Origin of the sequence: Pseudomonas sp. (assembly GCF_017744435.1) — a bacterium.
In the GTDB taxonomy this organism is placed as follows: domain Bacteria; phylum Pseudomonadota; class Gammaproteobacteria; order Pseudomonadales; family Pseudomonadaceae; genus Aquipseudomonas.
Window position 1 is genome coordinate 85,511 of the sequence record NZ_JAGIBG010000010.1, and the last position, 21,069, is coordinate 106,579.

Below are 21,069 nucleotides of genomic sequence, written 5' to 3' on the forward strand. Positions count from 1 at the left end.
TTTTATGCCGTGCTTATTTTTTATTCGATATCCGCCTGCTCCGCCCTTGGCTAGATTGGGCCCGTCGACGGTGTGTGACCGCTCACCACCGATGCCCCGATTGGCTTGGCCGTGTGTGCCGGAGAAGAACAATGAAAGCCGAATTTGACTATGTGATTGCCGGTGCTGGCTCGGCGGGTTGCGTGCTGGCGCGTCGGCTTTCCGATGCGGGCCACCAGGTCCTGCTGCTGGAGGTTGGCCCCTCCGACAAGTCGTGGATCATCCGCATGCCTGCAGGCCTGCGCTCGGCGTTCAAGCCGACGTCGAAGTACAACTGGTGGTACTACACCGAAGAACAGACCCACCTGAACAACCGCAAGATCCAGCAACCCCGTGGTCGGGTGCTCGGCGGCTCGTCGTCGATCAATGGCATGACCTGGCTGCGTGGTCACCCGCTCGACTACGACGGCTGGCAGGCACAAGGGGCAGAAGGCTGGAGCTGGGCTGACTGCGCGCCCTACTTCAAGAAAATCGAATCCAGCCCGATCGGCGGTATCCACCGTGGCGACAGCGGCCCCATCCGTGCCCAGCGCCAGGAACAGCTGAGCCCGCTCAATGCCGCATTCCTGGAGGCGGGCCAACAGGCGGGCTTCAGCCTGACGGACGACGTCAACGGCTATCGCCAGGAAGGGGTTTCGCGCTTCGAGATGAGCGTGCGTGATGGCATTCGCAACAGCGCTGCCTATGGCTATATCCACGCGCTGGGCCAGCACCCCAACCTGACCCTCTGGCTGGGCTGCGAAGTGCAGAAGATCAACTTCGAAGGCACGCGGGCAACTGGCTTTCGCGTCGTCTACCAGAACCGTGTGATCGATGTCCGTGCGCAGCGCGAGAGCCTGCTGTGCTGCGGCGTGTTCGGTTCTGCTCAGCTGTTGATGCTTTCGGGGATCGGCCCTGCCGATCACCTGCGCGAGCACGGCATTGCCACCCGGTTGAACGTGCCGGGTGTCGGCGAAAACCTCCAGGACCATTTGGAATGCCATATCCAGATGGAAACCAAGGAACCGGTATCGCTGAACCGCGAACTGCAGTACCACCGCATGCTCTGGGCCGGCTTGCAGTGGTTCGGTTTCAGGAAGGGTGTGGCGGCGGTCAACCAATGCCACGTCGGCGCCTTCCTCAACAGTTCGCCGAGCACCCCGCATGCGGATATCCAGTTCCACTTCTTCCCGGTGTTTTTCGACAAGAACTGGATCCCGCTCAGCACCACCTACGGCTACCGCATCGGCGTAGGCCCGATGCGCCCGACCAGTCGCGGCTCAGTGAAGCTGCGCAGCGCCAGGGTCGCCGACCCGCTACGGATCGACCCGAACTACATGGCCACCGAGGAAGACTGGCGGGTGATGCGCGAGGCCATGCGCCTGGGCATCGCCTTCGCCGAGCAGCCCGCGTTCAAACGCTACAACCATCGCGAGGATACCCCGGGCCGCCACATCCGCTCTGGCAAGGCGCTGGATGCCTTCATCCGCGAAGACGCCGCCAGCGCCTACCACCCCTGCGGCACCTGCAAGATGGGTAGCGACAATGACCCCATGGCCGTGGTCGACAGTCACCTACGGGTCAGGGGTATCGAAGGCCTACGGGTGATCGATGCGTCGGTGTTCCCGACCGTGCCCAGTGCCAACATCAATGCCGCCACCATCATGCTGGCGGAAAAAGCCAGCGACCTGGTGCTGGGCAAACCGGGGTTGCAGCCTGAAGCCCTGCCCTATCACAGCCAGCTCAAACCGGGCTCTCGACACAAGGCGTCGGCGTGAACGTCGCAGGAGCAAGACAATGACCACCATCATCAAACGCCAGGCCACCCCCGAAGAGCAGCAGGCCAGCCAACACTGGGCGCTGTGGGAAAGCGGCGAAACCGACCGCTTCGCTTACCAGTACGACCAGGATGTGCAGTTCGTCGTGCAAAGCGGCGAAGCGGTCATCCACAGCCCAGGCAATCCGCCGGTCGCCATTGCCGCCGGCAACCACGTGACTATCCGTAAAGGCGTGGATGGCCTCTGGGCCATTCGTACACCGGTGGTCAACCGCTACCAGTACCTCTGACTGTCACGCCAGCCAGGACGGCTGAACGAACAACAAGGGACAGCGCCAATCATCAATCTGCCAAACCCGACTATTACAAGAAATGGAGATGCCCGATGATCCTGAATCTCGTCAGAACCCGCACCGTGTGCCAATGGGCAGTGGGTATTGCATTTGCCTCGCTGGCCGCCCTTGGCCAGGCCGAGGACAAGAAACCTGTGGTGGTCGGCTGGGTCAACTGGGCCGACGCCGAGATCACCACGAAACTGGCCAAGCTGGCCCTGGAAGACCAGCTCCAGCAACCGGTGAAACTGGTCATGGCCGATATCGGTATCCAGTTTCAGGCGCTGTCTGCCGGCAAGGTCGACATGATCCCCATGGCCTGGCTCACGTACAGCCACAAACCGTTCTGGGACAAGTACAAAGACAAGCTCGAAGACCTAGGCGTACTGTACGAAGGCCGCCTGGGCCTTGCAGTACCCACCAGCATTCCGGAAAGCGAAGTCAAAAGCATCGAGGACCTGAACAAGCCGGAGGTCCGCGAAAAGTTCGCCGGCAAGATCCTCACCTCGGAAGTCGGCAACGGCCAGTACAAGACCGCCACCCGCGCCATCGCCGACTACAAGCTCGACGGCTACAAGCTGGTGGCCTCATCCGAAACCGGCATGCTCAACGAATTCGACCGCCAGCTCAAACGCGGCCAATGGGCGCTGCTCAATGCCTGGAGCCCGCACTGGATGTTTTCCACCTGGCAGCTGCGCTACCTGGATGACCCCAAGGAGGTCTACGGCAAGGCCGAACAGATTCACGCCATTGCCCGCCAGGGCTTCAGCAAGGACTTCCCACAAGTGGCCACGTTCTTCGCCCACTACCAGATCCCGCTCAAGGACCTGGAAGGAATGATGAAACAGGCACGCGAGACCTCTGCCGATCAGGTCGTGGCCGACTATTACGCTGCGCACAAGGCCACCTTCAGCGCCATGTTCCAGTTGGCAGCGGGGCAACCATGAAGCGTGCGCAAACCTCCATTGAAGACGTGCCCCTGAACCGCTTTCACCAACGCCTGACCGTTCGCTCCGGGGGCGGCTCATTCGTTGATGGCTATGTCCTGAGCATCATTGGCGTGGTGATGTTGCAGATGTCCTCCGCCTTGCAACTCGATGGGTTCTGTGAAGGCATGATTGCAGCCTCGGCGCTCCTGGGCATCTTCTTCGGTGGTTTCATCGGTGGCTGGCTGACGGATGTTTTCGGCAGAAAACGCATGTTCCTGGTTGGCCCGGTGATCTTCGTGCTGGCCTCTGTCGCCCAATGCTGGGCGGATACGGCGCTGGCGTTATTCATGCTTCGGCTGTTGATCGGTGTGGCGGTGGGCATCGAGTACCCGGTGGCAACCGCCCTGCTGGTGGAGTTTCTGCCCAGGCAGTACCGCGGGCCCAGGTTGGCGGCGTTGGCGTTGCTGTGGTTTGCCGGTGCGGCCTGCGCCTATGTGGTGGGCGAACTGATCCTGCGCAGTGACGCTGAGCAGGCCTGGCGCTGGGTGTTGGCAAGTGGCGCGGTATTGGGCGCCCTGCTGCTCCTGATACGCCTGGGCACCCCGGAATCGCCGCGCTGGTTGCTGAGCAAGGGACGCCGCAACGAGGCGCAGGCGATCATCAAGCAGGTCTATGGCCGCGCGTTCTCGCTCGCCAACCTTCCAGAGCAGGCGCAGGAGCGCAAGCTGCCGCTGCGTGCCCTGCTGCACTCCGGCTACGGCAAACGGATGATGTTCGTGGTGGTGTTCTGGACCTGCTCGATCGTGCCGGTGTTCTCGGTCTACGCCTTTGCGCCCAAGGTCCTGGCGGCGCTCAGGCTGACCGGTGACTTCGGCTCGATCAGCTCCGTCGCCATCACCCTGTTCTTCGTCATCGGCTGCCTGATCGCCACGCGCCTGATCAATACGGTGGGGCGGCGCAACATGCTGATCTGCAGTTTCCTGTTTTCCGGCATGGCGTTGCTGGGCCTGGGTGCCTACAACAGCAGTTCGAGCGGGCTGATCCTGCTGTTCTTCTCGCTGTACGCGCTGTTCATTGGCGGTGCTCAGGTACTGACGCTGGTGTACCCGAACGAGATTTTTCCCACGGAAATGCGCTCGATGGCGGTGGGGATCGGGACGTCGTTTTCCCGGGTGGGGGCGGCTGCCGGGACGTATCTGGTGCCGGCTTCGCTCAGTGGCATCGGGGTGGCCAACACGATGTATGCGGCGGCGGTGATTACCCTGATCGGCCTGGTGGTTTCGTGGCTGTATGCGCCAGAGACCAATGCCTTGAGCCTGCGCGAAGCGGCTGCGCTCGACTGAAAGCTGTCACGGTTCCTGTGGGAGCGGGCTCACCCGCGAAGAATCCAACACGGTGCATGGCACCGGCTTCGCCGGTGTTCGCGGGTAAACCCGCTCCCACAGGTACAGCGCGTGCCTTGAAAAAGTACTTGAAGTGCTCAATCCACGTAGTAGAACCAGCGGATTCAAGGATTGACCCGCCACAACCCGGCCATTTGCGTGGTAAACCCCGCACTCATCAATTCCCTGCGCATCGCCCACTGCGCCGCCGCCGGCACCGCCGCGCTGCGCAGTGTCCCCCTCCCCCAGCGCCCGTTGACGCCGTCGATCACCTGCATGACCCGCTCGGCCTTCACGCTCTGCATCGGCGCAAACAGATCGCCCGTCACCTCCCCGCGCTGGCACAACTCCATCAGCAACACCTCGGCCTTGCTGTAGCGAAACCCCTCGCGATACACCCGCTCCACCGCCTCCAGCGCCATGCGTGTCAGCAGCCGCTCATCATCGGTCGGGTACGGCAGCTGCACCACCACGCCGTTGGCGTAGCGCGGCTCTTCGGGGTTGAACATGCCGGTGCGGATGCTCACCCGCATCCGTTGCGCCAGCGAGCGCTGCTTGCGCAGTTTTTCCGCCGCGCGCATCACGTAGGTGGCCACCGCCTCCTTGAGCGGTGCGAGCTCGGTCAGGCGCTGGCCGAACATGCGGCTGCAGCAGATTTCCTGGCGTGGCGGGGCGACCTCCTCCAGCTGCAGGCAAGGCGTGCCGGCCAGTTCGCGGGCGGTCTTTTCCACCACCACGCTGAAGGTCTTGCGCAGCAGGCCGGGGTTGGCGCGGGACAGGTCCCAGGCAGTGCGGATGCCCATCTCTTGCAATTGGGCCGTAAGGCGTTTGCCGATGCCCCAGACTTCGGACACATCACAGCGTTTCAGCACCCGCTCGTAACGCAGCGGATCACGCAGATCAACTACCCAACCGCTCTGCACCGACCAGCGTTTGGCTGCGTGATTGGCCAGCTTGGCGAGGGTCTTGGTACCGGCGATACCCACCCCCACCGGAATGCCGGTGTGCTTGAACACCCGGGCGCGGATGTCCCGGCCAAGGCGCTCCAGGTCGCCGGGCATGCCGGCCAGGTCGGCAAAGGCCTCGTCGATGGAATACACCTCCAGCGCCGGGACCATGCCCTCGATCACCGTCATCACCCGCTGGCTCATGTCGCCGTACAACGCATAATTGGAGGAGAACGCCACGACCCCGTGCCGACGCAGCAGGTCTTTCACCTGAAAGTACGGCTGGCCCATCTTCACCAGCGGTTTGGCCTCGGCACTGCGGGCGACGATGCAACCGTCGTTGTTGCTGAGCACGACGATGGGCGTGCGCTGCAGGTCGGGGCGAAACACCCGCTCGCAGCTGGCGTAGAAACTGTTGCAGTCGATCAGGGCAAAGACAGGGATGGGGTTCATCTGGCAGCATCAACAAATACTGTATTTATATACAGTTAACCACAACCTCCCACCGATGCCTCCCGCCACTCATCCGATTTGCATCCCGCGTACGAACTCCTACAGTTTCGAACTGTGACAACCGCGCCGAGGCTCCCGATGCGCAGCGCCGAAAAAACCGAGCACAGCACCACCGCCAAGGCCCTGCCGAAGATTCCCCGCAGCGTCTGGGCGCTGGGCTTCGTGTCGCTGTTCATGGACATTTCCTCGGAGATGATCCACGCCCTGCTGCCGCTGTACATGGTCACAGTGCTCGGCACTTCGGTGGTCGCCGTCGGCTTCATCGAGGGCATCGCCGAGGCCACCGCAGCGATCACCAAGGTTTTCTCCGGTGCGCTCAGCGACCGCCTCGGCAAGCGCAAGCTGCTGACGGTGCTGGGCTATGGCCTGGGCGCGTTGACCAAGCCGGTGTTCCCCATGGCCTCCGGGCTGGAATGGCTGACGGCGGCGCGCTTCGTCGACCGTATCGGCAAGGGCATCCGCGGTGCCCCCCGGGATGCGCTGGTGGCCGATGTAACTCCGCCCGAACTGCGCGGCGCGGCCTTCGGCCTGCGCCAGACGCTGGACACCGTCGGCGCATTCCTCGGCCCGTTGCTGGCGATCGTGCTGATGTGGCTGACCGCGAGCCATTTCCAGACGGTGTTCTGGGTGGCGGTGATCCCGGCGTTCGTTGCCGTGTACATTCTCGTTGCCTTCGTCCGCGAGCCCGAGACGGCGCCCAGCGCGCGGCCGGTGCGCTCGCCGCTGGCGCTGCATGAGCTGGTGCGACTGGGCCCGGCCTACTGGCGGCTGATCGGCCTGGCCATGGTGTTCACCCTGGCCCGTTTCAGCGAGGCATTCCTGCTGCTGCGCGCTCAGGACATGGGCCTGGCGCCGTTGTGGGCGCCGGCGGTGCTGGTGCTCATGGCCCTGGCCTATTCGCTGTCGGCCTACCCGGCTGGCGCGCTGTCCGACCGCGTGGGCCGCCGTGGCGTGCTGATGATCGGGCTGGCCCTGCTGATCGCCGCCGACCTGTTGCTGGCCCTGCTGCCAGGCTGGGCCGGGCTGGCGCTGGGGGTTGCCGCCTGGGGCCTGCACCTGGGCTTCACCCAAGGCGTCTTCGCCGCGCTGATCGCCGACAGTGCGCCGGCCAACCTGCGCGGCACGGCATTCGGCCTGTTCAACCTGCTGACCGGGGTGGCACTGCTGGTCGCCAGTGTGGTGGCCGGGCTGCTGTGGGATGGCGCGGGGTTCCAGGCGACCTTCCTGGTCGGGGCGGGCTTTGCCGGTGCCACCCTGGTCGGGGTGATGCTGCTGCGCTAAGCCGGCTCAGGCTGCCGGGTCATGGCTGCGCACACTGAAGGTCACCACGCCCCAGATCATGAAGTCGTCACCCTCCATGATGTAGCGTGGCGCATAGCGCGGGTTCTCCGAGCGCAGCAGCACTTGCCCGGCAACGTGCTGCAGCCGCTTGCACAAGGGCTCGCCGTTGACCGCGGCAATCACGATATGGCCATGGCGCGCCTCGATCGAGCGGTCGACCAGCACCAGGTCGCCATCGAAGATACCAGCCCCCTGCATGCTGTCGCCGTCTATCCTGACCAGATAGATGTGCGGTGCGCGCAGGTTGAGCAGCTCGTCCAGCGAGATGGGCTGCTCCATGTGGTCGGCGGCTGGCGACGGAAAGCCAGCCGGGACACGGAACAGATAGCGCGGCACGGCAACACTGCCGCCCGTGATGGGACCCAGGATGGAAGTCATGCGACGGCCTTGATATTAAACTGTATAGATATACAGTAAACGCCGTAGCGAGTATCCGGTCAATTTCGCCGTAGGATATTTCGACAAGTGGGGGTACATGCCATGTGCGGACGCTTCGCCCAGTACCAGGGCCTGGCCGACTACCTGCGTGAACTGGACGCCGAGCAGGACGTGATCAGCGGCTACGACAACGTGCCGATCGGCCGCTACAACGTCGCCCCCGGCAGCCGCGTGCTGATCCTGCATCACGCCACCGATGGCCTGCGCATCGACCCTTGCCATTGGGGTTGGGCGCCGTTCTGGGCCACGGGTAAACGGCCGGCGCCGATCAACGCGCGGGTCGAGACGGTGACCACCGGCAAGTTCTTCAAGGCCCTTTGGCCGCAAGGGCGGGCCTTGGTGATGGCCGATGGCTGGTATGAATGGGTGGCCGACCCACAGGACCCCAAGCGCAAACAGCCATATTTCATTCGTTTGAAAAGCCAGGCGCCGATGTTCATGGCGGCGCTGGCCGAGGTGCATGCGGGGCTGGAGCCGAACGAGGGAGATGGCTTCGTGATCATCACCGCCGCCAGCGATGCAGGGATGGTCGATATCCATGACCGCCGGCCCTTGGTACTGAGCCCGGAGCATGCGCGGGCATGGATCGACCCTGAGGTACCTGCCGAGGAGGCCGAACGCCTGGCGCGGGAGCAGTGCTTGCCGGTGGAGGCGTTCGAGTGGTTTGCGGTGGGCAAGGACGTGGGGAATGTGCGTAATGACGGGGCTGAGCTGATCGTTATGCTCGATGCCGAGCATCAGCCCTGAATTTCGGTTGTCAGTGCCGGCCTCTTCGCGGGTAAACCCGCTCCCACAAGTACATCACAGAGTTCAAGACCTGCGCGATCCCTGTGGGAGCGGGTTTACCCGCGAAGAGGCCAGCACTGACAATACACCTGCCGCAGGTTAAGCCAGAACCTCTTGCTGCCGCAGCGCCCAGCCGCCCTGCCCGTCCACTTCCAGCCGGTGGGTATGGAAGTCGGCCAAGGTACTGCGATGCCCCACGCTCACCAGCAAGGTCTCGGGCATCTCTTTGCGCAGCAACGCATACATCGCATGCTCCAGCCCTTCGTCCATCGCCGAGGTGGACTCGTCGAGGAACACCACCTGCGGCCGGTTGAACAGCACCCGGGCAAATGCCAGGCGCTGCTGCTCACCGACCGAGAGAATGTTCGACCAGTCGCAGTTCACTGCCAGCCGCTCGGCCAGGTGTGCCAGGTTGACCTCGCGCAAGGCCTGCTGCATGCGGGCTTCATCCTCCGGCTGGCTGTCGGCCGGGTAGGCAATGGCGGTACGCAGGTCGCCCAGCGGCAGGTATGGCCGCTGCGACAGGAACAACGCCTGGGTACCCAACGGCCGCCGGACTTCGCCCTCGGCATACGGCCACAGGCCCGCCAGGGCGCGCAGCAAGGTGGTCTTGCCACTGCCCGACGGCCCTTTGATCAGCAGCGCCTGGCCACCGTGCAGGCGCAGGTCGAGGTCGGCGATCAGTGCATGGCCGTCCGGGCGCAGCACCTGCAGGCCGATGATGTCCAGCGCCCGTGGCTGGTCTTCGGTCAACACCCGTGGCAGCGTGCTGGCCTGGTCGTTGGCATCGAGGAAACCGGTCAGACGGTCGAGGGTGGCGCGGTACTGGGCGAAGGTGTCGTAGGACTCACGGAAGAACGACAGCGAATCCTGCACCTGGCCGAACGCCTGGGCGGTCTGCATCACGTCACCCAGCTTGATTGCGCCGCTGAAGAAGCGCGGTGCCTGCAGGATGAAAGGGAACACGACGGCCACCTGGCTGACACCGAGGTTGAAGCCGCTGAATTTCAGGTTCCGGAACACCAGTGCCCAGACATTGACGATCAGCGCACCGAAGCGCCCCAGCAGAGTTGCCCGTTCGACCGGCGCACCCTGGTAGAAGGCGATGTTCTCGGCGTTCTCGCGCAGGCGCATCAGCGCATAACGGAAGTTCGCCGTGAGTTTTTCGTTGAGGAAATTCAGGCGGATCAACGGCTGGCCGAGGCGGAAGGCGATCCAGGTGGCGATCAGCACATAGATGTAAACCGCAAACACCATTGCCCGGGGAATCTCGTACCCCGCCACCGTCAGCGGCGCCGACAGGCCCCAGAGGATGCCGGTAAAGGCCACCAGCGAGACCAGCGCGCTGACCGCACCCAGGGCCAGCGACACCGAGTTGCTGACGAACGCGCTGACGTCCAGTTCGATACGCTGGTCGGGGTTGTCCACCGGCTCGGCGAGGAAGCGGCCGCGGTAGTAGGCATCGCCTTTCATCCAGTCGCCGGTCAGGCGCTCGGTCAGCCACACCCGCCACTGGATGCTGAAGGCCTGGGTCACGTAGAAGGTGAACAACGAACGCAGCACATGGATGGTGGCCAGCACCGCGAACACCCCCAGCAAGTACCAGAAGGCGGTCTGGTCCAGCGCCTGCAAGGCGCTGTAGAAACCGTTGTACCAGAACGAGAACAGCACGTTCAGGCGCACCGAGAACAGCGTCAGTACCAGCAGCAGGCCAAACAGCAGCAGCGGGCGCCAACTGCGCCGGAAGGTGAAGTACGGTCCCGCCAACTGCCAGAACTGGCTGCCCCAGCGCGTGTAGCGCACGGCCAGGGAAGCAGCAGCGGTGAAGCCGATGAGGGTGATGAACGAGGCGATTGCAAGCCAGCTCAGGCTCTCTTGCAGGGCCTGGTGCCAGTTCATGTCCATAGGAAGCGTCCGCGAAAAATGTAGGAATATTCGCGAGCGTAGCATTGCCCTAGGATTCTTCAGACATAGATGACGGACATTTCATTTTTTCCTGTACCAGCCCTTTCGCGGGTAAACCCGCTCCCACAAGATATTGCGCAGGGTTCGGACCTTGCGCACCACCCTGTGGGAGCGGGTTTATCGAGGCGTCGAACCGCCGCGAAGAGGCCGGTACAGGCCAGCGCTAAGCCAAGGCCTCCACCACCTTGGCATCCAGCCCTTCCTGACCATGGTCGGCAATCCACTCCCCCAGCTGCCGGCGCATGGCCGGTGTCCAGAAGCTGTTCAGATGCTGCCTCACCCCCTGCACCGCCAGCGCCCGGTTTGGTTCGCTGTCGAAGTAGTGGGCGATCTGGTTGGCCATCTTGACCAAGTTGTCGCTGCTCATCGGCGCACCTCGGCTTTTTCCGCAGTGCGGCGCTCCTGGAGCAGGCGCCGCTGTTCGTCACTGAAGTCCTGGTAGCGCTTCTGCCATTCCGACGGGTGGAACACCTTCACCACCTCCACCGCCGTGACCTTGTATTCCGGGCAGTTGGTGGCCCAGTCGGAGTTGTCGGTGGTGATCACATTGGCACCGGACTCGGGGAAGTGGAAGGTGGTGTACACCACCCCAGGGGCTACCCGCGCACTGACCTTGGCACGCAGCACGGTCTGCCCCGCACGGCTGCCGATACCCACCCAGTCGCCGTCGCGGATGCCACGGCTTTCGGCGTCGCTGGGGTGGATCTCCAGCCGGTCGGCATCGTGCCAGGCGGTGTTGCCGGTGCGCCGGGTCTGGGCGCCGACGTTGTACTGGCTGAGGATGCGCCCGGTGGTCAGCAGCAGCGGGTAGCGGCTGTTGACCTTCTCGTCGGTCGGCACATAACCGGTCAGCATGAAGCGCCCCTTGCCGCGCACGAACTGGTCGATGTGCATGGTCGGGGTGCCGTCGGGAGCGGCGTCGTTGCACGGCCATTGCAGGCTGCCGTGGCGGTCGATCTCGGCATAGCTGACGCGGTGGAAGCTCGGCGTCAGGCGGGCGATCTCGTCCATGATCTCGGACGGGTGGCGGTAGTTCATCGGGTAGCCCAGGGCATTGGCCAGGGCCACGGTAGCCTCCCAGTCGGCCTTGCCGGCCAGCGGCTCCATGACCTTGCGCACCCGCGAGATGCGCCGCTCGGCGTTGGTGAAGGTGCCGTCCTTCTCGAGGAACGAGCTGCCCGGCAGGAACACGTGGGCGAACTTGGCCGTCTCGTTGAGGAAGATGTCCTGCACCACCACGCACTCCATGGCGCGCAGGGCAGCGGTGACGTGCTGGGTGTTGGGGTCGCTCTGGGCGATGTCCTCGCCCTGGCAGTACAGCGCCTTGAAACTGCCATCCAGCGCCGCCTCGAACATGTTGGGGATGCGCAGGCCCGGGTCAGGCTGCAGGGTCACGCCCCAGGCCTGCTCGAACTCGGCGCGCACGCCTTCGTTGGAGATGTGCCGGTAGCCAGGCAGCTCGTGGGGGAACGAGCCCATGTCGCAGGAGCCCTGCACGTTGTTCTGCCCGCGCAGCGGGTTCACCCCGACCCCTTCGCGACCGATGTTGCCGGTGGCCATGGCCAGGTTGGCGATACCCATCACCGCGGTACTGCCCTGGCTATGCTCGGTCACCCCCAGGCCATAGTAGATCGCCGCGTTGCCGCCGGTGGCGTACAGCCGGGCAGCGGCGCGGATCTGCTCGGCGGGCACACCGCAGACGGGCCCCAGGGCTTCCGGGGTGTTTTCCGGCAGGCTGACGAAGTCGCGCCAGCGGGCGAAGTCCTCGGTTTCGCAGCGGGCGTCGATGAAACGCTGGGCCAGCAGGCCCTCGCTGACGATCACGTGGGCCAGGGCGTTGAGCATGGCCACGTTGGTACCCGGGCGCAGCTGCAGGTGCAGTTCGGCACGGGCGTGGGGCGAGTCGACCAGGTCGATGCGCCGTGGGTCGATTACGATCAGCCGTGCGCCCTGGCGCAGGCGGCGCTTGAGCTGCGAGCCGAACACCGGGTGGGCGTCGGTGGGGTTGGCGCCGATCACCAGGATCACGTCGGCCTGCATCACCGAGTCGAAGCTCTGGGTGCCGGCCGACTCACCGAGGGTCTGCTTCAGGCCATAGCCGGTCGGCGAATGGCACACCCGGGCGCAGGTGTCGACGTTGTTGTTGCCGAACGCCGTGCGCACCAGTTTTTGCACCAGGTAGGCTTCTTCGTTGGTACAGCGGCTGGAGGTGATGCCGCCGATGGAGTCGCGCCCGTACTTGAGCTGGATGCGGCGGAACTCGCTGGCGGCGTAGGTGACCGCCTCATCCCAGCTGACTTCCTGCCACGGGTCTTCCAGGCGCTTGCGGATCATCGGCCTGGTGATGCGGTCGGGGTGGGTGGCATAGCCCCAGGCGAAGCGGCCCTTGACGCAGGCGTGGCCGTGGTTGGCGCCGCCGTTCTTGTCCGGGACCATGCGCACCAGTTGGTCGCCCTTCATCTCGGCGCGGAACGAGCAGCCAACGCCGCAGTAGGCACAGGTGGTGATCACCGCACGCTCGGGCTGGCCAAGCTGGACCAGGCTCTTTTCGGTGAGGGTCGCGGTCGGGCAGGCCTGCACGCAGGCGCCGCACGACACGCATTCGGAGGCCAGGAAGTTGTCGCCGCCGGCCGCTGCCACCCGCGACTCGAAACCACGCCCGGTGATGGTCAGGGCGAAGGTGCCCTGGATGTCTTCGCAGGCGCGCACGCAACGGCTGCAGACGATGCACTTGCTGGGTTCGTAGTCGAAATACGGGTTGGAGGTGTCCTTCTTCTCCGCCAGGTGGTTGGCGCCGTCATAGCCGTAGCGCACCTCGCGCAGGCCGACCTGGCCGGCAACGGTCTGCAGTTCGCAGTTGCCGTTGGCCGAACAGGTCAGGCAGTCCAGCGGGTGGTCGGAGATGTACAGCTCCATCACATTACGGCGCAGGTCGGCCAGGCGCGGGGTTTGCGTGCGCACGACCATGCCTTCGCTGACCGGTGTGGTGCACGAGGCCGGGTAGCCCCGCATGCCGTCGATTTCCACCATGCACATGCGGCACGAGCCGAAGGCTTCGAGGCTGTCGGTGGCGCACAGCTTGGGGATGCTGGTGCCGAGCATGGCGGCGGCGCGCATCACCGAGGTGCCGGCCGGCACACTGATGCTGCGGCCATCAATGTTCAGGCTGACCTGTACGTCGCTGTCGCGGGCCGGCGTGCCCAGGTCAGTTTCAGGATCGAAGTAGTTGATCACTGTGCGGCCTCCGTGGTGGTCAGCCCGAAATCGGCGGGGAAGTACTTGAGGGCGCTGGCCACCGGGTAGGCGGTCATGCCGCCCATGGCGCACAGCGAGCCGTACTGCATGGTGTCGCACAGGTCGCGCAGCAGCAGGGCCTGGTCATGGCGCTCAGTGAAGTCACTGGTCGCGATCAGCCGGTCGACCACCTCCATGCCACGGGTCGAGCCGATCCGGCACGGGGTGCACTTGCCGCAGGATTCCTCGGCGCAGAACTGCAGGGCGAAGCGCGCCATGCTGGCCATGTTCAGGGTATCGTCAGCCACCACCACGCCGCCGTGGCCGAGCATCGCGCCCATGGCGGCGAAGGCCTCGTAGTCCAGCGGGGTATCGAAGTGGCTGGGCGGTACCCAGGCGCCGAGCGGGCCGCCAACCTGCGCAGCCTTGAGCGGGCGGCCGCTGGCAGTGCCGCCGCCGTAGCCTTCCACCAGTTCCCGCAGGGTCAGGCCAAAGGCGCGTTCCACCAGGCCGCCATGGCGGATATTGCCGGCCAGCTGGAACGGCATGGTGCCCAGCGAGCGGCCCATGCCGAAATCGCGGTAGAACGCCGCGCCCTCGGCCAGAATGGTTGGCACCGAGGCCAGGGTGAGCACGTTGTGCACCAGCGTGGGCAGGCCAAACAGGCCTTCGAGCGCGGGCAACGGCGGCTTCGCGCGAACGATGCCGCGCTTGCCTTCGATGGATTCGAGCAGTGCGGTTTCCTCGCCGCAGATATAGGCACCGGCGCCCACCCGCACGTCCAGGTCGAAGGCCTGGCCGCTGCCGGCCACGCTGCTGCCGAGGTAACCGGCGTCGCGGGCGATGGCGAGCGCCTGGTTGAGCACGCGGATGGCGTCGGGGTATTCCGAACGCACATAGATGTAACCTTTGTCGGCCCCGACGGCGAGGCCGGCGATGATCATGCCTTCGATCAGCAGAAACGGATCACCCTCCATCAGCATGCGGTCGGCGAAGGTGCCGGAGTCGCCTTCATCGGCGTTGCACACCACGTACTTCTGCTCTGCCTTGGCGTCGCGCACGGTGCGCCACTTGATGCCGGCCGGGAATGCCGCACCGCCACGTCCGCGCAGGCCGGAATCGAGCACGGTGGCGACCACCGCGGCGCCGTCCAGCGCCACGGCCGTCTCCAGGCCCTTGAAACCGCCGTGGGCGCGGTAGTCGTCCAGCGACAATGGGCGGGTGATGCCGGCGCGGGCGAACAGCAGGCGCTGCTGGGATTTCAGGTAGGCGATTTCTTCGACCGGGCCCTGCGCCAGCGAATGGCCGCCGGGCTCACCGGCCAGGGCGTCAAGCAGCGACGGCACGTCTGCCGGGGTGACCGGGCCGAAGCCCAGGCGCCCTTCGCTGCTCTCGCATTCCAGCAGCGGCTCCAGCCAGTACAGGCCACGCGAGCTGGTGCGTTGAACCTCGATGGGCAGCTGGCGGCGCTCGGCCTCGGCCTTGATCGCATCGGCGACCTGATCGGCGCCGACTGCACGGGCGACCGAGTCACAGGGGATGAACAACTTCAGCATGTTTCGTCCTCCAGACAACCGTTCACCAACGCCCGCAGGCTCTCGGGGGTGAGCCGCGCATGCACCTGGCCATCCAGCTCCAGCGCCGGCGAGCAGGCGCAGGCGCCCAGGCAGTACACCGGGCGCAGGCTGATGGCACCATCGGCGCTGGTGCCGTGGTCATCCAGCGCCAGCTGTTCGCGCAGTTGCGCGGCCAGGGCTTCACTGCCACGGCTCTGGCACGATTCGGCGCGGCACAGGCGCAGGATGTGGCGGGCAGGCGGCGTAGTGCGGAAGTCGTGATAGAAGCTGATCACCCCGCGCACCTCGGCGAGGCTGAGGTTGAGGGCATGGGCGATTTCAGGGACGGCAGCTTCGGGGATGAAACCGACAGCGTCCTGGAGGGCGTGAAGGATCGGCAACAGCGCGCCGGGGGTGTCCTTCTCGCGGATCAGGATGCTTTGGATTACCGGCAGGTGAAGCAGTTCATCAGGCATACAGCGGACCTCGGCATCACGGACCCTGCCTGAATTGTTATGGAGGGCGGGTGTCCGGCGTGTTCTGCTGCGGCACACCGGCCACGTCACGGTGGCGTGGGCGCGGAGGCCTCCTTGCCGATGGCCGTGCGTCTGCGCGCACTGGACTCATGGGCATCCCACAAGCATGGCACTTGTGCTGCCGGAAGGTTGTGTGCGAGCGACCAGGCGCATCCTGAAACCGACCTGAGGATTCATGCGGGTGGTCCTGACCTCCTCAGCCGATCACCACATGGGGCAAGAACCGCGAACTGTCCTTGGTAATCAACGAATCATCCTCACGGATGCCAATCCCCGAGGCCCTGCCTCCAATCACCCAGGACCCGATCAAGGTATAGCTGTCACCAAACTTAGGCAGCGGCGCAAACCCCTGCAGGATATATGGCGCATCATCGTATGGCCCGTCCTCGAAAACCCGCTCCCCCTCGGCGGTGCGGATCTCCACATTAGCCCCTTCCCGCGAGAAGTACGGCTTGCGTACCCAGCCCTTGGGCACCGCTAACTGCGGGCTGTCGTCGACAAAGGCCGGCAACAGGTTCGGATGGCCTTCATGCCACTCCCAGAGCAACGGCAGAATGCCTTTGTTGGAAATCAACGCCTTCCAGGGTGGTTCGACGAACTGCGTGTCGCACCCTGCAATCGCCTGGCCGAAATCCTCGTGGAAGATGTGCTCCCAGGCATGCAGCTTGAACAGCCGCTCAATTGCCCGCCCCTGCAGGTCGACGAAGCGGCCCTCACCATCCAGGCCTATGTCCTCCAGGTCGATATGCCGGGTGCGGATACCGGCATGCTCGGCCATCTTGCGCAAGAAGTCGGTGGTGCCGCGGTCCTCCAACGAACCGGAGATGGTGGAAAAATGGAACTCGCCATGCCCCGGCATCGCTGCAAATGCCTGCACCAGGTCTTCGGCCAGGGTATTGAACTGGCTGGCCTCGGCGGGCAGAACGCCCCGCTGGATCTGTTCCTCCAGCCAGATCAGCTGGAAGGCCGCCGCTTCATACAACGAAGTGGGCGTGTCGTAGTTGGCTTCGATCAACTTCGCCGGGCCGTTGCCGTCATAACTGAAGTCGAAGCGCCCGTAGAGGTGCGCCTGCCCTTCCTGCCATGAGCGGCGCACCAGATCGAAGAAGGCTGGCGGGATCGCCAGACGCGCCATCAGTGCTTCGCTTTCGACGATGCGCCCTACCGCGTCCAGGCACATCGCATGCAGCTCTGCGGTCGGGGCGTGCAGGTCATGCACCACCTGGGCCTCGCTGAACTGGTAGTACCCACGTTCGTCCCAGTAACGTTCACCGCCGATCGTGTGAAAGGCAAAGCCCTCGCGCAGGGCTGTCGTGCGCCAGTCGGGACGCTCCGCCAGTTCGACCTTGCGCATGCCTATCCCCCGAAGTAACTGCCGGACCTGCCACCCCAACCGCTGCGCGCAGTGGCCTGGCCGCCAAAGCCACCGCGCGTGACCGAAGCCGAGGTCGCCGAACGCGATTCGTTGCGGCTCGAGCCGCCGTAGCTGCCGCCCCCTCCTCCGCCACTCGAAGAACTGCTGCTCTCTTCGTCCTGTTTCACGCGCTGAATACCACCCATGGCACCATAGCGCTGGCCAAGCAAGCCATGCCGCTGGCCTGCACCGTCGCGGTAGGCATACAACGGTTGCGCGCTGTAGTGACGGCCGGCGCTGTTGCCCATCTGCGCAAGCAGCATGCCGGCCACCGCGGCAGTGGCCACATGGCCATAGCCTCCGCCCTGGGCATAACCCGCGTCGAGCTGAGACTGCGTCACCTCAGCGCTGGTCTGCAGCTCGAAGCCACTCATGCGCGGCATGTAGCGGCCACCAACAGTGATCTGGCAACCGTCCGGGGTGAACTGCGCCTCGCACTCCGCCTTGGTGAAAAACGTCGGCGCATTGCGCTGGTAATCTGCCAGCGCCCGCTTGAAGGCATCGTTGCAGACGGGTTCCGGCACATTGTCGGCGACACAGGCCGCAACGCTGTCGTAATTGCTTTGCTGGGTGACCGTGTACAGCTCTTCCTGCGGGCCGCAAGCGGTCAGCGCCAGCGGCAACGAGCCGGCCAGCACCAGCTTGACGGAGCTGCGTCGAATAGGGGGCTTCATGGGGGCTCCTTGCACTTCAGGCCGCCGGGGTCATACAGGCCGAGTTGAGAAAGCCCACGCTGATTGCCACGCTGGCGGCGTATATGGCCGCAGCCAGTTCACCGTTGGCGATGCGCCTGGACAGGTCGCGCAGTACCAGGCTGGTGAGGCCAAAAGCGAGCAGCTGCACCACTGCCGCGATCACCACCCAGGCGACGAAGTCGAGAATGCTCACGCTGTAGGCGATGATGTTGCTGGCCGGCAGCGAGAAACCGATCAACGAGCCACCCAAGGCGATGGCGGCTGCCGGATTGTTTTCGCGGATCAGTGAAAACTCGCGGTGGGGCGTGAGGCGCGTGTAGATGAACTGGAACAGCCAGAACAACAGCAGTGCCACACTGATATAGAGGATGAAACCGGTCACTGCCGAAGCATTGAGTGACAGGCGAAGCGCGTCGAGCATGGTGAATCCTTGTCAGGTTACGTTGAAGTCCGTGGGGAACAGGGTGACGCCCAGCGAGGTGGTGAAGGTGAGCGCGCCGTGCTCATCTTCTTCGAGGGAAAACAGCAGGAATTCGCGACGGTCGAGCAGGCCCGTGTCGCGAGCATAAAGCATCGACAGGTGCTGGATGCCATAGCGCGCTTGCGGGCTGACCACCTGCTCTTGGAACTGGACCAGCTCAGCCTGCCCTTGGGCCTGGCCCCATTGGCGCGAGTAGAGGCAGCCATCATGCGTGTAGATCGGCAGGCCGACCTTGGACAGGCAGCCGACCAGATACTGCCGGTGTGCGTCGTCGCGCACGGCGATGGCGCTGTGGTAGCCGAACAGCACGATATCGCCCGGCTGGCTGCCGTGCATCAGCACTTGCAGCCAGTAATCTTCGTTGTCCAGGTAGTAACGCAACAGACGTACCGACTGGCCAAGGTCGACCTCGCCGCAGGCCCACACCGTTTCCCGGCCGGGAAACTGGAGCTCCGAGTAACCGTCGAACAGCGGTTCGAGCGTTCGGGCAGGCGTGAAGATACTGCCCTTGCGCAGGCCGAAAGGTGGGTTGGCCCGATTGAAAAGCGACATCGACTACTCCCTGGGGTCGCGGCGTTCCTTGCTGGGGGCGACACCTTAACGGGTTTCACCACCAGGGCCAACACTGATGGTATGAGCATTCTTGTCGCTGGAAATGTGATGTTACTACCTCATCGCCGGCTTGCCGGCGATCCCCCCGAGTATTGCGCAGCTCAAGCGACAGCCTGCACCTCTGCCTTCTCTGCCTCCAGCGCCCTCACCAATGGCAATACCTGCTCACCGAAGTACGCCACCTCCTCCTGGAAATGCAGGAAACCGGACAGAATCAAGTCCACACCCACTGCCTTCAACGCCACGATGCGCTCGGCAATCTGCCGCGGCGTGCCAATCAGATTGGTCTTGAAACCGTCGTTGTACTGCACCAGGTCCTCGAAGCTGGACGTGGCCCAGTTGCCCTCGCCTTCCGGGCTGGCGGCGCCGGCATGCTTCACTTCATGGCCGAAAGCCTTCACCGCCTCGGGGTTGGCCTTGTCGATGATCTCCTGCAACACCGCCCGCGCCTGTTCCTCGGTATCGCGCGCGATAATGAAGGCATTCACCCCGATCTTCACCGAATGCCCGTTGGCGGCAGCCTTGGCGCGGATGTCATCGACCTGCGCCTTGATCCCTTCGACCGTATTGCCGTTGGTGAAGTACCAGTCCGAGACCCGCGCCGCCATGTCCCGCGCTGCCCGCGAACTGCCGCCCTGGAAGATTTCCGGGTGCGGCTGCTGCAACGGCTTGGGCTTGAGGTTGTAGTTGCGAAAGCGATAGAAGTCGCCGTTGAAGGTGAAGTTGTCTTCGGTCCAGATGCCCTTGAGCGCCCGGATGAATTCCTCGGAACGGCGATAGCGTTCGTCATGGTCCAGCCACGGCTCGCCAATGGCGTGGAACTCGCCCTTGAACCAGCCCGACACGACGTTGATGGCGACACGGCCGTTGGTGAACTGGTCGATGCTGGCCAGCTGCTTGGCCGCCAGCGCCGGGTTCCACGGGCCCGGCAGAATGGCGGCGATGACCTTGAGTTTCTCGGTGGCCGCCAGCAACGCGTGGCTGATGGTGACCGATTCGTGCTGGTTGTCGGCGCCGTAGCCTGCGGTGAAGCGGATCTGTGACAGGGCGTAGTCGAAACCGGCGCGCTCGGCGATCTGCGCCAGCTTGCGGTTGTAGTTGATGTCCCAACTGGTGCGCTGCTCGATGGTGCTGACCACCAGGCCACCACTGACGTTGGGGACCCAGTAGGCGAATTTGATCGGTTGCTGGCTCATGCAGGTGCTCCTTGGCAGGACTTGAGAGTGTCCAGGGAGCGGAGCAGCAACCGTGCCAGGGTGAAAATGCCATGCAGGTCAGAGACTTGGTCGAAAGGGCTGATGGTCTGCCCTGCAGGCTGGCGGAGCAAGCTGCTGAACTGCTGTTGCCCGGGCAACAGTGTTTCAGTGGTGCTTGAGCATCCCCAAGTGCGCATCGTCCATCAGTGCTTTGGCCATCTCGCACAGGTAGTGCGAGGCCCAGACCAGCGCGGGTTCGTCGTCCATCACGCCGATGAAGGAGGCGCGGCGCGAGCAGTCCATCAGTACAGAGGCTTGCGCCATGGCGTGGTCGCAGCAGTTGCCGGGTTCTACGCGGAACAGGCGCTTGCCTTTGGCCACGGCTTCCAGGCAGGTGGCCGAGCCGACGGTGACGCCAAGCCTGGCGGTTGCTTCGGGGAGTTCCTTGTCCATTCTCAATCCTCTTTACTTACTGAGGCTGATGACCTCTTCGCGGGTGAACCCGCTCCCACAACTACTCTGTCGGGCCTGAGCCTTGTGCAGAGTTTCAGACCTTGCGCGATCCCTGTGGGAGCGGGTTTACCCGCGAATGCGTTTGCCCGGACAACCTGTTTATACGAGCCATCAGCCGAATGAGCCGGCGCCTCAGTGCAGCGTGTGCCCCTGCCGAGGCCGCTTCAACTGCACCTGCGCAATTGCCGACTCCAGCAACGCGCGCACGGCCTCCATCTCATGGATCATCGACAGGGTCATGACGGTGGCGGGCGACTTGGGCAACGTGGTAACGGTCTGCTGGGCCAGGGCAAGTCCGCAGAGCAGGTATTCGGTGGCCTCGACCAGGGTGTCTTCGAGGTAGTGGGAGGCGTCGGGGGTGAACGGTGGATCAGGAACAATCTTGAGCATGGTCGTATCTCGAG

20 protein-coding genes are annotated in these 21,069 nt (G+C 64.3%); 6 read left to right on the plus strand and 14 right to left on the minus strand.

Annotated elements, in window-relative coordinates:
* Nucleotides 1-131 precede the first annotated feature (131 nt).
* From J7573_RS09625 to J7573_RS09640, 4 genes are all read left to right on the plus strand, one after another.
* Nucleotides 132-1,796, plus strand: coding sequence for a choline dehydrogenase (locus J7573_RS09625; protein ID WP_294333600.1), 1,665 nt, complete (start codon nucleotides 132-134; stop codon nucleotides 1,794-1,796).
* A gap of 19 nt (nucleotides 1,797-1,815) precedes the next feature.
* Entirely contained in the window at nucleotides 1,816-2,085 is a 270-nt protein-coding gene (locus J7573_RS09630) for a cupin domain-containing protein (RefSeq protein WP_294333602.1), read from the plus strand.
* 95 nt (nucleotides 2,086-2,180) lie between these two features.
* Nucleotides 2,181-3,074: a glycine betaine ABC transporter substrate-binding protein gene (locus tag J7573_RS09635; protein ID WP_294333604.1), complete on the plus strand. Its 894-nt coding sequence runs from the start codon at nucleotides 2,181-2,183 to the stop codon at nucleotides 3,072-3,074.
* The gene (locus J7573_RS09640) at nucleotides 3,071-4,399 is read left to right on the plus strand and encodes an MFS transporter (protein ID WP_294333605.1); all 1,329 of its coding nucleotides are present in this window, start codon (nucleotides 3,071-3,073) and stop codon (nucleotides 4,397-4,399) included. The genes J7573_RS09635 and J7573_RS09640 overlap by 4 nt, the downstream gene beginning before the upstream one ends.
* Before the next feature lie 164 nt (nucleotides 4,400-4,563).
* Here the strand turns inward: J7573_RS09640 and umuC are convergent, their stop codons facing one another.
* Nucleotides 4,564-5,838, minus strand: coding sequence for a Y-family DNA polymerase (gene umuC / locus J7573_RS09645; protein ID WP_294333607.1), 1,275 nt, complete (start codon nucleotides 5,836-5,838; stop codon nucleotides 4,564-4,566).
* A gap of 138 nt (nucleotides 5,839-5,976) precedes the next feature.
* Here umuC and J7573_RS09650 point away from each other — a divergent pair, with 138 nt between their 5' ends.
* Nucleotides 5,977-7,179: an MFS transporter gene (locus J7573_RS09650; RefSeq protein WP_294333608.1), complete on the plus strand. Its 1,203-nt coding sequence runs from the start codon at nucleotides 5,977-5,979 to the stop codon at nucleotides 7,177-7,179.
* Nucleotides 7,180-7,185: 6 nt separating this feature from the next.
* Here the strand turns inward: J7573_RS09650 and umuD are convergent, their stop codons facing one another.
* Entirely contained in the window at nucleotides 7,186-7,617 is a 432-nt protein-coding gene (gene umuD, locus J7573_RS09655) for a translesion error-prone DNA polymerase V autoproteolytic subunit (protein WP_152956159.1), read from the minus strand.
* A 102-nt stretch (nucleotides 7,618-7,719) separates the two neighbouring features.
* Here umuD and J7573_RS09660 point away from each other — a divergent pair, with 102 nt between their 5' ends.
* Complete coding sequence (locus tag J7573_RS09660; protein ID WP_294333613.1) at nucleotides 7,720-8,424, plus strand: SOS response-associated peptidase family protein; 705 nt, start codon at nucleotides 7,720-7,722, stop codon at nucleotides 8,422-8,424.
* A gap of 138 nt (nucleotides 8,425-8,562) precedes the next feature.
* On the opposite strand, the gene J7573_RS09665 is transcribed toward J7573_RS09660, so the two are convergent.
* The 12 genes from J7573_RS09665 to J7573_RS09720 all read right to left on the minus strand — a co-directional run bounded on the left by J7573_RS09665 (nucleotide 8,563) and on the right by J7573_RS09720 (nucleotide 21,055).
* Complete coding sequence (locus tag J7573_RS09665; RefSeq protein WP_294333615.1) at nucleotides 8,563-10,368, minus strand: ABC transporter ATP-binding protein/permease; 1,806 nt, start codon at nucleotides 10,366-10,368, stop codon at nucleotides 8,563-8,565.
* Between the two features lie 223 nt (nucleotides 10,369-10,591).
* Entirely contained in the window at nucleotides 10,592-10,795 is a 204-nt protein-coding gene (locus tag J7573_RS09670; RefSeq protein WP_159409542.1) for a formate dehydrogenase subunit delta, read from the minus strand.
* A complete protein-coding gene (fdhF, locus tag J7573_RS09675) occupies nucleotides 10,792-13,662 on the minus strand; it encodes a formate dehydrogenase subunit alpha (RefSeq protein ID WP_294333617.1) in 2,871 nt (956 codons plus the stop codon). The genes J7573_RS09670 and fdhF overlap by 4 nt, the downstream gene beginning before the upstream one ends.
* Entirely contained in the window at nucleotides 13,659-15,218 is a 1,560-nt protein-coding gene (locus tag J7573_RS09680; RefSeq protein ID WP_294333618.1) for a formate dehydrogenase beta subunit, read from the minus strand. The genes fdhF and J7573_RS09680 overlap by 4 nt, the downstream gene beginning before the upstream one ends.
* Nucleotides 15,212-15,694: a formate dehydrogenase subunit gamma gene (locus tag J7573_RS09685; RefSeq protein WP_294333621.1), complete on the minus strand. Its 483-nt coding sequence runs from the start codon at nucleotides 15,692-15,694 to the stop codon at nucleotides 15,212-15,214. Before J7573_RS09685 ends, J7573_RS09680 begins: the two co-directional genes overlap by 7 nt.
* Before the next feature lie 256 nt (nucleotides 15,695-15,950).
* Nucleotides 15,951-17,108 carry a glutathionylspermidine synthase family protein gene (locus J7573_RS09690; protein ID WP_294333624.1) on the minus strand — a complete coding sequence of 386 codons (1,158 nt, stop codon included), beginning with the start codon at nucleotides 17,106-17,108 and terminating at the stop codon, nucleotides 15,951-15,953.
* A 2-nt stretch (nucleotides 17,109-17,110) separates the two neighbouring features.
* Entirely contained in the window at nucleotides 17,111-17,842 is a 732-nt protein-coding gene (locus J7573_RS09695; protein WP_294333627.1) for a DUF1190 domain-containing protein, read from the minus strand.
* 16 nt (nucleotides 17,843-17,858) lie between these two features.
* The gene (locus J7573_RS09700; protein WP_294333628.1) at nucleotides 17,859-18,284 is read right to left on the minus strand and encodes a DUF350 domain-containing protein; all 426 of its coding nucleotides are present in this window, start codon (nucleotides 18,282-18,284) and stop codon (nucleotides 17,859-17,861) included.
* Nucleotides 18,285-18,296: 12 nt separating this feature from the next.
* Nucleotides 18,297-18,896, minus strand: coding sequence for a DUF2491 family protein (locus J7573_RS09705; RefSeq protein ID WP_294333631.1), 600 nt, complete (start codon nucleotides 18,894-18,896; stop codon nucleotides 18,297-18,299).
* Between the two features lie 161 nt (nucleotides 18,897-19,057).
* Entirely contained in the window at nucleotides 19,058-20,152 is a 1,095-nt protein-coding gene (gene sfnG, locus J7573_RS09710; protein ID WP_294333633.1) for a dimethylsulfone monooxygenase SfnG, read from the minus strand.
* A 165-nt stretch (nucleotides 20,153-20,317) separates the two neighbouring features.
* Nucleotides 20,318-20,605: a DUF3077 domain-containing protein gene (locus J7573_RS09715; protein ID WP_294333635.1), complete on the minus strand. Its 288-nt coding sequence runs from the start codon at nucleotides 20,603-20,605 to the stop codon at nucleotides 20,318-20,320.
* 192 nt (nucleotides 20,606-20,797) lie between these two features.
* On the minus strand, nucleotides 20,798-21,055 hold the full coding sequence (locus J7573_RS09720; RefSeq protein ID WP_294333639.1) for a hypothetical protein: 258 nt from the start codon (nucleotides 21,053-21,055) through the stop codon (nucleotides 20,798-20,800).
* Nucleotides 21,056-21,069 lie beyond the last annotated feature (14 nt).

Bases quoted from the DNA above. Each gene is read 5' to 3' on its own strand.
- J7573_RS09625 (WP_294333600.1), top strand. From the start codon at position 132: ATGAAAGCCGAATTTGACTATGTGATTGCCGGTGCTGGCTCGGCGGGT.
- J7573_RS09630 (WP_294333602.1), top strand. From the start codon at position 1,816: ATGACCACCATCATCAAACGCCAGGCCACCCCCGAAGAGCAGCAGGCC.
- J7573_RS09635 (WP_294333604.1), top strand. From the start codon at position 2,181: ATGATCCTGAATCTCGTCAGAACCCGCACCGTGTGCCAATGGGCAGTG.
- J7573_RS09640 (WP_294333605.1), top strand. From the start codon at position 3,071: ATGAAGCGTGCGCAAACCTCCATTGAAGACGTGCCCCTGAACCGCTTT.
- umuC (WP_294333607.1), bottom strand. From the start codon at position 5,838: ATGAACCCCATCCCTGTCTTTGCCCTGATCGACTGCAACAGTTTCTAC.
- J7573_RS09650 (WP_294333608.1), top strand. From the start codon at position 5,977: ATGCGCAGCGCCGAAAAAACCGAGCACAGCACCACCGCCAAGGCCCTG.
- umuD (WP_152956159.1), bottom strand. From the start codon at position 7,617: ATGACTTCCATCCTGGGTCCCATCACGGGCGGCAGTGTTGCCGTGCCG.
- J7573_RS09660 (WP_294333613.1), top strand. From the start codon at position 7,720: ATGTGCGGACGCTTCGCCCAGTACCAGGGCCTGGCCGACTACCTGCGT.
- J7573_RS09665 (WP_294333615.1), bottom strand. From the start codon at position 10,368: ATGGACATGAACTGGCACCAGGCCCTGCAAGAGAGCCTGAGCTGGCTT.
- J7573_RS09670 (WP_159409542.1), bottom strand. From the start codon at position 10,795: ATGAGCAGCGACAACTTGGTCAAGATGGCCAACCAGATCGCCCACTAC.
- J7573_RS09680 (WP_294333618.1), bottom strand. From the start codon at position 15,218: ATGCTGAAGTTGTTCATCCCCTGTGACTCGGTCGCCCGTGCAGTCGGC.
- J7573_RS09685 (WP_294333621.1), bottom strand. From the start codon at position 15,694: ATGCCTGATGAACTGCTTCACCTGCCGGTAATCCAAAGCATCCTGATC.
- J7573_RS09690 (WP_294333624.1), bottom strand. From the start codon at position 17,108: ATGCGCAAGGTCGAACTGGCGGAGCGTCCCGACTGGCGCACGACAGCC.
- J7573_RS09695 (WP_294333627.1), bottom strand. From the start codon at position 17,842: ATGAAGCCCCCTATTCGACGCAGCTCCGTCAAGCTGGTGCTGGCCGGC.
- J7573_RS09700 (WP_294333628.1), bottom strand. From the start codon at position 18,284: ATGCTCGACGCGCTTCGCCTGTCACTCAATGCTTCGGCAGTGACCGGT.
- J7573_RS09705 (WP_294333631.1), bottom strand. From the start codon at position 18,896: ATGTCGCTTTTCAATCGGGCCAACCCACCTTTCGGCCTGCGCAAGGGC.
- sfnG (WP_294333633.1), bottom strand. From the start codon at position 20,152: ATGAGCCAGCAACCGATCAAATTCGCCTACTGGGTCCCCAACGTCAGT.
- J7573_RS09715 (WP_294333635.1), bottom strand. From the start codon at position 20,605: ATGGACAAGGAACTCCCCGAAGCAACCGCCAGGCTTGGCGTCACCGTC.
- J7573_RS09720 (WP_294333639.1), bottom strand. From the start codon at position 21,055: ATGCTCAAGATTGTTCCTGATCCACCGTTCACCCCCGACGCCTCCCAC.